10 protein-coding genes and 2 riboswitches are annotated in these 15,012 nt (G+C 44.3%); all 10 genes read right to left on the minus strand.

Annotated features, from left to right (window positions below; genetic code table 11):
* Positions 1 to 288: 288 nt before the first annotated feature.
* On the minus strand, positions 289 to 2,358 hold the full coding sequence (gene ptsG / locus AR334_RS24790) for a glucose-specific PTS transporter subunit IIBC (protein ID WP_066320360.1): 2,070 nt from the start codon (positions 2,356 to 2,358) through the stop codon (positions 289 to 291).
* A 177-nt stretch (positions 2,359 to 2,535) separates the two neighbouring features.
* A complete protein-coding gene (locus AR334_RS24795; RefSeq protein ID WP_066320363.1) occupies positions 2,536 to 3,378 on the minus strand; it encodes a transcription antiterminator in 843 nt (280 codons plus the stop codon).
* Positions 3,379 to 3,481: 103 nt separating this feature from the next.
* Positions 3,482 to 4,609, minus strand: coding sequence for an ABC transporter permease (locus AR334_RS24800; RefSeq protein ID WP_066320367.1), 1,128 nt, complete (start codon positions 4,607 to 4,609; stop codon positions 3,482 to 3,484).
* Positions 4,602 to 5,837: an ABC transporter permease gene (locus AR334_RS24805; RefSeq protein ID WP_066320371.1), complete on the minus strand. Its 1,236-nt coding sequence runs from the start codon at positions 5,835 to 5,837 to the stop codon at positions 4,602 to 4,604. The genes AR334_RS24800 and AR334_RS24805 overlap by 8 nt, the downstream gene beginning before the upstream one ends.
* A gap of 12 nt (positions 5,838 to 5,849) precedes the next feature.
* Complete coding sequence (locus AR334_RS24810; protein ID WP_066320593.1) at positions 5,850 to 6,788, minus strand: ABC transporter ATP-binding protein; 939 nt, start codon at positions 6,786 to 6,788, stop codon at positions 5,850 to 5,852.
* 141 nt (positions 6,789 to 6,929) lie between these two features.
* A complete protein-coding gene (locus AR334_RS24815) occupies positions 6,930 to 8,261 on the minus strand; it encodes an NCS2 family permease (RefSeq protein ID WP_066320374.1) in 1,332 nt (443 codons plus the stop codon).
* Positions 8,262 to 8,367: 106 nt separating this feature from the next.
* Positions 8,368 to 8,470, minus strand: a riboswitch (purine riboswitch).
* A 92-nt stretch (positions 8,471 to 8,562) separates the two neighbouring features.
* Positions 8,563 to 10,083 carry a glutamine-hydrolyzing GMP synthase gene (gene guaA, locus AR334_RS24820; RefSeq protein WP_156431400.1) on the minus strand — a complete coding sequence of 507 codons (1,521 nt, stop codon included), beginning with the start codon at positions 10,081 to 10,083 and terminating at the stop codon, positions 8,563 to 8,565.
* 144 nt (positions 10,084 to 10,227) lie between these two features.
* A riboswitch (purine riboswitch) is annotated at positions 10,228 to 10,329 on the minus strand.
* A 29-nt stretch (positions 10,330 to 10,358) separates the two neighbouring features.
* Complete coding sequence (locus tag AR334_RS24825) at positions 10,359 to 12,539, minus strand: transglutaminase domain-containing protein (RefSeq protein WP_066320378.1); 2,181 nt, start codon at positions 12,537 to 12,539, stop codon at positions 10,359 to 10,361.
* A complete protein-coding gene (locus AR334_RS24830) occupies positions 12,536 to 13,753 on the minus strand; it encodes a DUF58 domain-containing protein (protein WP_066320380.1) in 1,218 nt (405 codons plus the stop codon). The genes AR334_RS24825 and AR334_RS24830 overlap by 4 nt, the downstream gene beginning before the upstream one ends.
* Position 13,754: 1 nt before the next feature.
* Positions 13,755 to 14,711, minus strand: coding sequence for a MoxR family ATPase (locus AR334_RS24835; RefSeq protein WP_156431394.1), 957 nt, complete (start codon positions 14,709 to 14,711; stop codon positions 13,755 to 13,757).
* Positions 14,712 to 15,012: the final 301 nt, after the last annotated feature.

Consider the following 15,012-nt stretch of genomic DNA (forward strand, 5'->3'; position numbering starts at 1 on the left):
AATGTTACGTTGGCTTCATTTCGAAAGAAATGAATGTTTTATTGTTGACGTTTTTGTTTGTTTAGTTTTCAAAGAACAATTTGTTATGTTGCTTGTCAGAAGCAACTCTATTAATATATCACATCGTCCATTCGTCGTCAACAACTTTTTAAGATGTTTTTTATCATCATCGTGTTGTTAACTCGTCAGTAACGACTGCTTTAATATATTATCACTATGACATTTATTCGTCAACACCTTAATCGATTTATTTTTTAAATAAAATAACCGGCCCAATCACTCGGGCGGTTACCTCATTTGTTTTGTAATTTTAACAATGCCTTCCTGACTTTGTTCAACTAGGCCTCGCTTTTCAATCACAACTTTTTCACCTTGCGCTAAGTTTGTGAAGACAATCGGGGTAATTGTTGATTTTCCATGTTCTTTAATATATGAAATATCAAATTTCAATAATGGCTGCCCTTTTGTGACAGTGGCGTTTTCAGATACCAAAGGTTCAAAGCCCTGACCTTTCAGATCTACTGTATCCAAACCAACATGGATCAAAATTTCACGGCCGCCGTCAGAAAGAATTCCGATTGCGTGCTTTGTCGGGAACAGGTTGACGATTTTTCCATCAACAGGGGAAACAACGGTTTCTTCCTCCGGAACAATCGCAAAGCCGTCGCCCATCATTTTTTCCGCAAATACCGAATCTGGCACTTCGGAGATTGGTTTGATTTCGCCCTTAATCGGAACAACAATGCTATCGTAATCATGATAATCATTTTGTATTGCCTCTTGATTAACTTCTTTAAGTTGTTGTTCAACGCCTTTTTCAGACGCCTTTTCAACTATTTGAGGTCCACTACTCATAATATCCTGCATTTGGCTCTTTATTGTTTCAGAACGGGGCCCAAAGATGGCTTGTATATTATTACCTACTTCGAGTAAACCAGCAGCTCCAAGTCGTTTTAATTCATCTTTATTAACCTCTTTAATATCATTCACCGAAGCGCGCAGGCGTGTGATACACGCATCTAGATGGATAATGTTTTTCGGTCCGCCCATTGCCTCAAGAATATTATATGGAAGATCTCCAGCCTGTCGTTCTCCTCCTGACTCTAAAACTGGGGTTTCTTCGTCTTCTCTACCCGGTGTCTTTAGGTTTAACTTTGTTATTAACAAGCGGAAAACGAAGTAATAAACAATGGCAAAAACAACACCTAAAAGAATAGCAATCCACCATTTTTCTTTTCCTGGAAGTATGCCAAATAAGAAGAAGTCAATGGCACCGCCAGAAAATGTATATCCTAGGTGAACTTTAAATAAAGCCATTAATACAAATGCAAGTCCATCCAGTACGGCGTGAATAAAGAATAATAGCGGTGATACAAACAAGAATAAAAATTCAATTGGTTCTGTTATTCCTGTTAAAAATGATGTTAAGGCAGCTGACCCAAGGAGGCCGGCCACTAGTTTTTTCTTTTCAGGCTTGGCTGTATGGTACATAGCCAACGCAGCAGCTGGTAAACCAAACATCATGATTGGAAATTCCCCCTGCAAAAAGTAGCCTGCAGTTAATTTTACATTATCTTTTAACTGTGCAAAGAAAATCGTCATATCACCATGAACAATATTGCCTGCTTGAGTTTTATAGGAACCAAACTCATACCAGAATGGCGCATAAAAAATATGATGCAATCCAAACGGAATAAGCATTCGTTTTACAAATCCAAAAAAGAACACAGCAACATAGGTTCCACTTCCGTGCAGCCAGTTAGAAGCACTGTTCATACCATGCTGAATTGGCGGCCAAATCACTAATAGCAATAAACCAGCAATCAACGAAAAAGCGGCAGTTACAATTGGGACAAACCGTTTACCCGCAAAGAATCCAAGGAAAGAAGGCATCTCAATATCGTGATATCGATTGTAGGCAAAAGCCGCAATGAGTCCGACAATAATACCCCCAAATACACCCGTTTGCAACGTCGGGATTCCTAAAACAGACGCATAAGACGGATCATTAGCGACCATCTTTGCTGTAACACCCGCCCACGTGCTCATTACCTGGTTTAGTACCAGGTAGCCTACTATAGCCGCAAGTACAGCAGCTCCATTTCCCGCTAAACCTAATGCAACACCTGCCGCAAAGATAAGTGCTAAGTTGCCAAAAATAATCGACCCGGCGTCCTCCATTACCCTTGCAATCAGTTGAATCCAATCCGCATTTACAAACGGCAAATAATCAAGCATTGTAGGCTGCTGCAATCCATTTCCGATACCCAGCAATAATCCCGCTGCCGGAAGAAGTGCAACTGGAAGCATTAATGCTTTTCCAATCTTTTGAAGAACGCCAAATGCGTTTTTAAACATAAAAGTAATCCTCCTAATACTATTTCTTTAGCTTATAAGCGTTTGTATCCAGAAAATAAAAAAGCATGAGCCAAAAAATCAATTGAACGAAGATATGGGTATAAATTTCCCGCAAATCTTCATTTCAATCAATTTTTCACTCATGCCTGACCGAATCAGTAACACGTCATATGATGGCTATTTATATTTTTTTTGCAGACGTTGCAAGTGCATTGTGAGATAGACTGCCTCCGCATCAAAAACTTTCATTCTCAGTGTTTGCTGCATTACTTTAATGAGCTTCCATGCCAGACTATAACACACCGGATATTCTTGTTTTAAGAGGGCGGCGATTTTTTCCGGTTCCTCCACCCGCTCTCCCCTTTTTACTCTTTCAATGGCAAAGCGGAGGTGGCGGACTAGCCTCATATAATCAATACCATCCCGGTCAATTTCTATCTCAAACCTCTCTTCGACTATACCTACCAGTTTGCTGATCAGCTGGGAATGCTGGTTTACCTCGGAAAGCTCCTTATTGGTTAGGGCGCTATGGATATGGAGCGCAATAAAGCCAATCTCTCCAACAGGCAAAGCAATCTCTGTTTTTTCTTTAATGAACTCAACGACCTCCTTCGCCACCTCATATTCACGGCGATAGAGCGCTTTCGTTTCGACCAAAAAGGGGTTGCTCATTTCCATGCCCTGCGAAGCTCGAGTCAAGGCAAACATCAAGTGGTCTGTCAGGGCAACATGAATATGTTCATTTAATAGCGAACTGGTTCGCTGCTTGATAAGGTCAATAGCTGAGATAATCACTTCATGGAAATTTTGGTCTAGAAACGGAAGCAGCTTAATATAGTTTTCCTGCTCCTTTTCATTTTTCAACACAAACAATTTTTCCACATTATCGATATCGATGAGATCGCCCCGCTTGCGGTTAAACCCGATACCTTTGCCGATTAGCACGACTTCATTGTAAGCGGGGTGCTCCGCAATCAGCACATTGTTATTCAAAGCTTTTTCTATCCGCAGTCCTGCCATGCCGTTTCCCCGTTTCGCTCAAACTATCATTAGTATTCATAGTAAAAGAGTCCTAACAAGAAGTCAACGACAATGTTCGACATACACTCGACAACCATAAGTGCTATTCGAATTTGATGCCTCTCAATCCCAAGAAAAAGAACAATAGCGAAAATCCGATTAAAGCAACCGCATCCTTCCAAATCGTTACCGCATGAAGACTGCCGCTAACAATTTCCTTGAAGCCGGCCATCGCCCAGCTTTGCGGAACGCCGAGGGCAATTGTCTGCATGAACTCTGGCATGATCTCGATTGGCCAATATAATCCGCCGACCATACACGTGCTCACAATTAACACCGCGCTGATGGCTGATGCTTGTTGCTTCGTTTTGACAAGACCGGCAATCATTAACCCGAAGCCAACAACCATTAAAATCACCAGTGACGCAAACGGGATTAAATACGCTAAATTGCCCCAGCCAATGTCAAACATCAGGCTCATCGCCATCATTAACACCCCAAGCTGAATCCAGCCCACCAGAAAATAGGACAGGATATAACCGAGAATGATTTGGAGCCTTGTGGCAGGGGAAATCATCAGGCGCCCCCATGTACCGCCGATTCTTTCGTCAAGAATCGTTGATGCCGCTCCAGAAAGACCGAACATCATAAACATAATCGCAAAACCGACAAACATTAAATTAATATCCGACTTATCGTTCTGCTCTTTTTGGATCATTTGTTTTTCGACCTTGATCCCTTTATTGACAGCAACCGCTTCAAGCAGCTTCGGAAAAGCCGACGGTTCTGACAGGGCCGCTGTTTGGTAAGAGCGGAGGATTAACCCTGCTGTTCCCTGTAAATAGGGGTTTAACGCATAATATTGCTCCGTCTTCCGTTGGATTACGACATCGAATAACGGCTTCTGTTCAGTGATTCTTTGCCCAAGGTCATCTGAAATGACGATCGCAGCAATCGCATCTTGCTCGGAAACATTGGTCTTTGCCTGCTGTAACGTGGCTTTTTTCCAATTATATTGATTATTTTTTTTCAAAAGCTTGTATACTTCGGTGCTAAATTCTCCTTGGCTGACAACAACATTGACCAACGGTTTTGTTTCTTGCGATTTTACCGTCATGCCTCCAAAAATATAGCTAAACAGCGCCGGCATGACAAACATCAGCACAATTGCACCCGGCGACTTGAAAAATTTTTTAAAATGAAGGGTTAGAATCGTCCACGTCTTACGCATATTTCCCCCTCCTTTCGATCGAAAGGCGAATTAATCCAATCGCAAAAAAGAGTACTCCTAGGCCTACCGCACCGCCGACTGCAGGCAGGATATCAGCCAAAGACGCACCAGTCATCAGTTTCAAATAAGTTTGGAGTGCAAGACCGTTTGGCAGCAGCTTTGTCATTGAAACAACCCAGTCCGGAAAAATATAAAGCGGCGCCATGCTTCCTCCCAAGGCGGCTAAAATTTGCGAGCCAAACATCCCCGCAACCGAGAAGGCTTTTTCGGTTTTGACAAAAGCACCCGCCAATACCCCGAGTCCGCAGGCATTGATGACAAATGCAGCCGTCATAATGGCAATTCCGAAAGCTGATGCCCCCCAATCGACACCGAAAATATACTTTGTGCCGACGATTATGATGACAGCCTGGAGCAAACAAATAATCACAAGGCCGAGCATTTTACCAATCAAATAATTGGTATAGGTTAGTTGGGACAGCAGCAGTCGTTTATAAACCTCTTGTTCCTTTTCGAGAATCATGTTGGAAACACCCTGAACAACCGTCATCAACAAAAACATTACGCCCATCGCCGCAGCATAATATTGAAAGGAACTGACGATTTTGGTTTTTGCATTGACGGTCGTTTCTTTGATGAGAGGCTGTGATACAGATTGTTCTTGAGGATGATCTGTAGTAGTTGGGGCTGCATGTGCCGGTTGGCTTGAAGGGATTTCCGCTCCAGCACTGCCAGCCTGAACCGGCTGTGCTGCCTGCCTCGCCATTATCTCAATCGGAATGGAATCGGCAAATTGCTCAATCACTTTTTCAACGATATCATCCCTAATTCCCGGGTCCGGTCCTGTCAGCAGCTTCACCTTCGTTTCATTTCCTGCCGCCAATGATGATGAGAAATCAGACTCAATGATCAAGCCAACCGCAAGTGACCGATTTTCAATCTTTTTATGTAGGTCCTCTTCATTAAACTGTTTGATTTTGATATCTTTTGCTAATTGCTTTTGAAAAACCTCTTCGATTAACGCAGTACTAAGTGGCCCATCGTCCAAATTCACAACCCCAAGGGTGAATTTCTTGATCGGGACGGCATCCTCTTCAGCAAACATATTGCCAAATGCAGCACCCAGGATGGAAATCAGCAACAGCGGCATCGCAACAAGCGTGAGCAATGCTTTTTTATCACGAGCGAGCATCAACAAATCTTTCCACGCCAACCACCAAAACGCCATGACTTTCCCCCCCTAATCTCTTAAACTGCGGCCGGTTAAATGAAGAAAGATGCTTTCAAGATTCGGCTCAACAATATCGACCGAACTAACCCTAGCCCCTGTTTTTGTAACCCGTTGAATGATTTCACTTAGCACCGATTGCGGTTCCTTATGGAAGGCCGTTAACAAATGGTCCTGTAGTTTAAGATCTTTTTCCAAAAATAGACCTTCCAACGCGGCTGTGATTTTCTCGGTATCTGTGGCATTGCTGTCAAGCGTCAGATTAATTCTCGAGCGGTCGCCAATCGTTTCCCGGAGTTCCTTTAATGTGCCGCTGGCAATCAACTCACCGTGGTCAATGATCCCAATCCGTTCACAAAGGTATTCGACTTCCTCCATATAATGGCTCGTGTAAATAATCGTCATGCCTTCGCTGTTTAACCGCTTGACTGTCTCTAAAATGTGATTCCGCGACTGCGGGTCGATGCCGACAGTCGGTTCATCCATGATCAGCATATCCGGCCGATGCAAAATGGCCGCCCCAATGTTGACCCGACGCTTCATCCCGCCGGAAAAGGTTTCAACCTTATCTTTGGCCCGGTCCGTTAAGCCAATAATTTCAAGCACTTCGTCAACACTTTTCTCAAGCGCCTTTCCGCTAAGGTTGTACATCCTGCCCCAAAATTTCAGATTCTCCCGTGCCGACATTTCCTGATAAAGCGCAATTTCCTGCGGGACAACGCCAATCCACTTTTGTGCCTGCTTCGCATTTTTAATGACATCAATGTCTTTTACCTGGATTGTACCGGCTGTCGGCGGATACAATCCCGTAATCATATTGATGGTTGTTGATTTCCCCGCCCCATTGGGTCCCAGCAGGCCAAATGACTCACCTTTTTCCACTGAAAAAGAAACTCCCTTTACCGCTTCAAACTGACCAAAGCTTTTTCGTAAATCCTGAACGGTCAGCATGTTCACGCTCATCACTTCCCCATTCATTGTCACTATCACCTCTATCATACAGCAGCAAATTGGAAAAAAATATATTTTTATAGGAAAAAAGAAGGAAAAAAAGGGCCGTGAACACATGGTCCGAAGCCCTTTTTTTCATCTTTAATGTTGTAAGAATATAAAATACAGTGCAAATATAACAAAGAAAAAGTACATGATTGGATGAATTTCCTTCGCCCTGCCCTTTACCAGCATGGTAATCGGATAGAAGATAAATCCAAGGCCAATCCCGGTTGCAATGCTGTATGATAAAGGCATCGCAATCACTGTCAAGAAAGCCGGAACGGCAATTTCGAAACGAGTCCATTCAATTTTCCCTAATGATGATACCATCAATACCCCAACAATGATTAACGCAGGTGCAGTTACCGGAGCAGTTACTACAGATAGTAACGGAAAGAAAAAGATTGATAGAATGAACAAACCGGCTGTCACCAAAGATGCAAACCCTGTTCTTGCTCCGGCAGCAACCCCGGCAGTTGACTCGACATAAGAAGTAACAGTCGATGTACCAAGAATCGCGCCTGTTGTTGATGCAATTGAGTCGGAAATCAAGGCTCTACCAGCACGCTCCAGCTTGTTGTTCTTCATCAAGCCGGCTTGGCTGGCTACCCCAACGAGCGTTCCAGCATTGTCAAAGAAGTCAACGAATAAGAACGTCAGAACAATCCCGACCATCGCGGTGGAGTAAAATGAACTATCGCCAAAAGATGAAAAGGCTGCCCCAAATGTCGGGGAGATGCTTGGCACTTCGCCGACGATTTGCTTCGGTACATCAATCAACCCAAAAATCATTCCGACTATAACCGTAACGACCATTCCATAGAACACCGCTCCATTTATGCCTCTTGTCATCATGATGACTGTTACGAGAATACCAAAAATTGCAAGCAACGTATCAGGTGCCGATAAATCGCCCAACCCTACAAGCGTTGCGTCGTTATTCACAATAATTTTTGCATTTTGCAGTCCGACAAAGGTAATGAATAAACCGATTCCGGCCCCAACGGCATGTTTTAATTCAATTGGAATGGCGTTGATAATTTTTTCGCGCAGTCCAGTCAATGTAAGAATCAAGAAAAATACTCCAGAAATAAATACAGCGCCAAGGGCATGCTGCCAAGGAATCCCGCTACCCAATACGACCGTGTAAGCAAAGAAGGCATTCAAGCCCATCCCTGGTGCCAATGCGAGCGGATATTTACCGACAAGCCCCATGATGATCGAGCCCAGTGCCGACGCCAATGCAGTCGCCACAAACACGGCACCATAGTCCATTCGCAATGCATCAGGCAGATCTTCAACCGATGCCAGCGATAGCGTAAGCGGATTTACCACTAAAATATAGGCCATAGCCAAGAAAGTAGTCAGCCCGCCGATGAATTCGCGGCGATAATTCGTTCCATATTTTTCAAACTCAAAATATTTCTGCATGTCTCTTCCCCCAATATTTTCTTTTTAAAAATAAAAAAACGTTCCGGGTATATCTACCGGAACGTTGACTAGGCATGTGTAAACAGAGGAAAAGAACAGATGATGCACTCTATTAAACACTGCTCGTAGTCAAGCCATTTACGGTGGCTCGGTAGAAACTTTTGGGCCATATCCCCAATATTATACGACGCAATTCGACAATATTATTTTCACATTTATCATAACAGCGGTTTACTGTTTCGTCAATAAAAAATACGAACGATGATGGAAAAAATTTTACCATCGTTCGTATTTAACTTCATTATTCCCACTCAATTGTAGCAGGCGGCTTGCTGGTAATGTCATAGACGACCCTGTTCACATGGGCAACTTCATTGACAATTCTGGTCGAAATGACCTCCAGCACCTCCCATGGAATCCGGGCCCAGTCAGACGTCATGCCATCAATCGATGTCACGGCACGGATACCAATTGTATAATCATAGGTACGGGTATCGCCCATTACCCCCACACTGCGGATGTCCGGCAGCACGGTAAAATATTGCCAGATTTCGCGGTCAAGGCCGGCCTTTTTAATTTCCTCGCGTAGAATCCAATCCGATTCGCGGACGATTTCAAGCTTATCTTCCGAGATTTCTCCAAGAACACGGATGCCTAGACCTGGTCCCGGGAATGGCTGGCGCCAAACAATCTCATCCGGAATGCCAAGCTCGGTTCCGAGCGCGCGGACTTCGTCTTTAAATAGTGTATTCAACGGTTCAATTAATTTGAACTGCATGTCCTCTGGCAGGCCGCCGACATTGTGGTGCGATTTAATCGTTTGGGCCGTCGCTGTTCCACTTTCGATGATATCTGTATAAAGAGTACCCTGGGCTAAAAACTCAATTCCTTCTAGCTTGGCTGCTTCATCATCAAACACATAGATAAATTCATTGCCGATAATCTTACGCTTTTTCTCAGGGTCAGAAACACCTTCAAGTTTCGATAAGAAACGATCCTTGGCATCGACCTTGATCACGTTCATATGGAAACCTTCGGAGAATGTTTTCATGACACTTTCCGCTTCATTTTTCCTGAGTAAACCGTGGTCAACGAAAATACAGGTTAATTGGTCACCGATTGCCTTATGAATCAAGACGGCAACAACGGAAGAATCAACACCGCCGCTTAAGGCACAAAGAACCTTTTTATCGCCAACTGTTTCGCGAATTTTCGCCATTTCCATCTCAATAAAGTTTTCCATTGACCAATCGCCACTGCAATCACACACGTTGAAAACAAAATTTTTCAACAGGTCATTTCCATAAACTGAGTGGCGTACCTCCGGATGGAACTGAACGGCATAAAGTTTCCTTTCCTTGTCGCTCATTGATGTAATCGGGCACGATGGGCTTGTCGCGTCAATCGTAAATCCTTGAGGTGCCTCTACCACCAAGTCGCCATGGCTCATCCAGACGACCTGTTCCTCCGGAAGGCCGGCAAACAATTGAGATTGCTTTTCTACCTTCATTGTCGCTTTTCCGTATTCACGATGCTTGGCTTTTTCGACCTTGCCATCGAAATGAACGGTCATCAACTGCATTCCGTAGCAAATTCCTAGAATCGGCAGGCCCATTTCAAATATTTCTTCGTCACAGCGGAATGAATTTTCATCGTAAACACTGTTCGGACCCCCGGAAAAAATAATTCCTTTTGGGTTCATCTTGCGGATTTCTTCTGCGGTAATCGTATGTGGATGTAGTTCGCTGTACACGCCGAATTCGCGGATCCGCCTTGTGATTAACTGATTATATTGACTGCCAAAGTCCAATACGACGATCATATCTTGCTTTCCTGTCAAGTCTAGCCACCTCAATCTGATTAAGTTAGTTTAGTTTTGCCATTTTTACTAAGAAATAAAAAAAACTAGAATTCTCCCCCCAAAGTCTCTTAGGAAGGCAGAATTCTAGTTCTCTCGCATTTGCTCTATGACCGATTCTGCCTTCATAGTCAGGCCATTTACGGCAGCCCGGTAGAGACTCTCGAACCCTATTATCGAGGATATATGAAGGTACACATTAAATTACAACATATTGTAACAATAGGATGTTTTTTTGGTCAAGCAATAGTCTTTTTGATTAAATTTTCCCACAACTCCCGGTTATCTTCCCAGCTTCCCTTAGGGAGAGTTTGATGGTACAAGTACTGCTCATAACTGTTTGTCAGCCGCGTCATCTCTCGGGTTGAGAAAAAGTTGTCGATATAACGGGCATAGCTGCTTAAGGTTTGATGTTCCTGGCGCTTTAATCCGTAGCGGTCAAGCTGTTTCAGTAAAATCAAATAGGCAGTCCCGATCGCATCGTCTTGCTTCTTGAAACGGTAGCGGAACATCAAAATGTACGGAACCCACTTACCACGGATGCGGTAAAGGACCCACACAACGGCCGCAATAGCCAAACACCAGACCACAAGTGAAAGCCAATTGTTTTTGAAAAATTTTTCCGTAGCTTTCCAAATCAACGTAAAGTCAAGCGATGAATCTTTTGCCGTGGCCGGCTTTTCATCAATCTCTTCCTTCTGCGGCTTGGGAGCCGGTGCGGGAGCAGGGGTTTCGGTTCTGGACGTCGTATTACCGGACGTATAATCAATGCTTAATTCATTTGAAAACCCTTTGGTTGGTTCAAATGGAACCCAGCCTTGCCCCGGGATAAATGCCTCAACCCATGAATGAGCATTATTATTAGTAATCTGATAAATTTCCTTCGATTCATCCCCTTGAGTGTATTCCGTGAACTCTCCGCCGGTAAAGCCCTTTACCCAGCGTGTCGGAATACCGATTGTCCGCAGCATGACTGCCATAGAGGTGGAAAAGTTATCGCAATAACCAACTTTTGTATCAAACAGGAATTGGTCTACGTAGTCGTCCTCTTCTCCAGGAAGGGCAACATTTTTTTGGTCATACGTGTACTCGGTATTCCCGAAGTAACTCTCCACAGCCTTTGCCTTGTCAAACCAATTGGTTTTGCCCGCAGTTATTTCTTCCGTTAATTGCTTAATTCTTGCGGGAAGATTTTCCGGAACCTTTGTATATCTTTCGTAAAATTCCTGGTTCATGACGGTCGGGTCAAATCCAGTTGGTTTCCTTAAATCGATTGCCTTATACCTTGGCACCTTAAAGTCAACGCTATAATCATTGGTTTTGAGATTTTTAATTTTTTCGGTCGTTGTATCTATCCGGATCGGATATCTATCAGGAATATTAACTTCAATAAATCTTTGGATTCCTGCCGGATAAACAATTAATGATGATTCCCTAACAGAAGTGATTCTCGCGGTTTCATCCCTTGTTTCAACACTACTTGGGATTGAAAATACCGGAACAAGGTCGGCCTTCGTAAAATCAATCGGGGTCGATCCCGAGGCAATCCAGCCCTTGCCCGTATATACATCCTTCGTTTCAACCTTCCAGTAGTGCTTGCCGTTTGATTCGATTGTAAACACAGTTGTATTATCGCCGATAAACGGGCCGCCAAGTCTCTCATCATTGGACCCGTAGCCGATCCGACTGATTCCGCCAGGGCCGTCGCTGCCGCCTTTTCCATTGGCTGCCGTCAAATACGGAACCGGATCGGGCCAAATCGGCGCCGCCTTCGGAGCGGCAATACCAAGCAGCACACTAAAAGCAATCATGCCGACCAGCGGCACCATCCATTTTTTCATTGAGAAGGATTGGCTGCCATGCTCTCTCATACTGATTCGGAAATAGGTCAACATCCCCATCACGGCAAATCCTGCGCCAACCGTACGGACAATCGCCACAGTGGCGTCATATTCGGTGAAGGTATCCAACACAGTGATATAAACTAATGTCATAAAAAAGAAAATGAAGATCCGCTGCTGACGCAACAGCCAATAATGCAGCAGGTACACCATTAACCACAGCAGGACGAAAAATAAGATGGTGCGAAATTCATCGGTTAGATCATTCCAATTTCTCTCAAAAATAAATCCAAGGTTTTCCGTCATATCGGATAAGAAGGCGTTCAGCCACTCAGGCTGGAAAAATCCGGCCTCATAATAGAGCCGATTAACAGAAAACAGGATAAAAAGTGCATTAATCAGCAATTGCCAATTCCACTTCAGCCGGAGGTACGATACCGCGAAGGCAACAATTAAAAAAATGATGAACGTTTCTATATTGTCGGTATCGGTCAATTGTTCAACCGGCCGTAGCCATTCCCACAACAGCAAAAAGCCAAATACGTATAAAAGAAAGGTGGGAAAATCCCGTTTTATCATCGCAGGCTCACCTCCGAGAACGCGGCTGCAAAATCGCCTTCATGCACCATGACAACCCGGACACCACGGGCGTTTGCAATCGCAATGAGCGAACGCTCATCATCAGTCGGCAATTCTTTATTGCCTTTCATTAAAAACAACGTAATACTGCCTTTACGCTGTCCTAGAAAGCTTGCTTTTTCAATGAGCGATTTATTCAGCTGTGCTGTTATAAGCATAAACGAGACAGATTGTTGGATGAATGCCCCGTCGGTCTCCAACACTTTTTCCAGTGGTATAAAGCTCTTTGCTTCAATTTTCGCCAAATGGTAAAACAGCTGCTGTAAATGCTGCTCGCCGCCTCTGATTGGAAACGAGACCCGTTCTTTGCTAATTGTCAGGAGTCCAGTTTGGGCCCCTTTCTTTAAAACCGCCCTTAATAGTGAAGCGGTAAAAGATACGACAGCTTCAAATCGCTTATCCGGTACACAGTCCATCACCACGGACACGTCATGTGATTGCCGCTGTTCAAATTCCTTCGTCATAATCTCGTTTCTCTTGGCAGACGCCTTCCAGTTAATCCAGGAAAACCGGTCGCCAGGTTGATAATCCCGAACACCAACGGCCATAGTCGTATCGCGCTGGACCCTTTCCCGTGATGCCGTTAACCCTTGGTCATACTGGTTTTCAAACGGCCGATAGAGCAGCTCGGTAAACGCCGGATAGACGATAATTTTCCCTTCAACAGGATGAGTCTTTTCCTTTTCGAACAATCCAAGCGGATCGCCAATTTTCAATGTAATAGCTTGGAAAAAATGTTCGCCGCGAGGCAGTTTATTAATCGTATATTCATAGGAAAGTTGTTTGCTAAAGCCCGGAAACAGGATTGCCTTGGAAGAACTGAGTTTCTCGGCATATTCCAATGCTTCGGTCAACTCATCCTTAATGATCAAGTAAAATAACGGAAACCCCATTGACCGCTTAATATTGACCGTGACCTTCAACGGCTCGCCAGCATTGTAATCCGTTTTGCTTAAGGTCCTGGACACTTCTAGCTCATTCAAGGAATAGAGCGATAGCGCCACTGAGTAGATGGCAAACGGCAAGAAACTGTAAAACAAAAACCAGCTGACGAATCCCCCTTGGAACATTGCATAGGAAAAGGCTAGGAGGATTAACAGGAACAGCAGAATAAACCTCCATGCTTTTTGGGTGAATTTCCAAAGTGTCTTCATTCTACTTCACAAGCCTTCGAATCGGAACAGGGACTCTGGCCACCACACGGTTCACGACTTCTTCAGCAGAGATGCCCTCGAATTTTGCTTCCGATTTTAAAATGATTCGGTGCGACAGGACGTACGGAGCCAAGTATTGAACATCGTCCGGCAGCACATAATCGCGGTTGTTCACATACGCATACGCTTGTGCCGCTTTCATCAGGGCGATGGAACCGCGCGGGCTGGCGCCCAGGTAGACACTTCCGTGGCCCCTAGTGCCGTTGACGATGTCGACGATATAACGCTTAATGGTATCATCAACGAACACTTCCTTTACTTCCTGCTGCAGTTGGAGAAGGCCGTCGAGGTCAATGACCGGCTGCAAGTCCTCGATTGGCGGTGTTTTTTGCGCCCGGTTGAGGACCTCGATTTCTTCTTGTATGTCCGGGTAGCCCATTTTCATTTTTAAAAGGAAACGGTCGAGCTGGGCTTCCGGCAGCGGATATGTACCCTCATACTCAATTGGGTTTTGCGTTGCCATGACGAAAAACGGCTTGCTTAGTTTATGGGTCACGCCGTCAATGGTGACGCTCGCTTCCTCCATTCCTTCAAGGAGCGCCGACTGTGTTTTCGGCGAAGTCCGGTTAATTTCATCAGCAAGAATGATGTTGCCCATTAGCGGACCAGGGCGAAATTGGAATTCCATTTCTTTCGGATTGTAAATTGATACACCCGTTACGTCGGACGGGAGCAGGTCCGGTGTGAACTGGATCCGGCGGAACTTGGCATTCACCGATTTCGCAAGAGCGCGGACCATCATAGTTTTGCCGACGCCTGGCACGTCCTCAAGCAGCACGTGGCCGCCTGCAAGCAGGGCGACGAGACTGAGCTCAGCAACGTTCCGCTTTCCAATCATGACTTTTTCAATATTGGCTATTATTTGATCTATAACAGGGTTCATATGTTCGTGTGCCAAGGTAATTCCTCCTCATTGGGGTCGATGGTGCGAATTTATAACATTCTATCTATGTATTCGATTTTTCCTGAAAAATTCCTGTAAAAAAGACATAGAAAGTTCAAATATTAGACGTGGGGAATGGGGGGAGGGTTTCAATGAAGGGTTTTGGTAATTATTGGGCATTTAGATGAAGGGCTGCTTATATTAGACACTTCTTCGTTTTTCCAGATAATTTAGTCTAATAGAAGCTTTTTAATAGACACTATTGGACTTAGTCCTACCCATTTTGTCTTTTAGAAGCCCTCTATTAGACACTTTC

The sequence above is a fragment of the Bacillus sp. FJAT-29814 genome (assembly GCF_001510715.1).
In the GTDB taxonomy this organism is placed as follows: domain Bacteria; phylum Bacillota; class Bacilli; order Bacillales; family Cytobacillaceae; genus Neobacillus.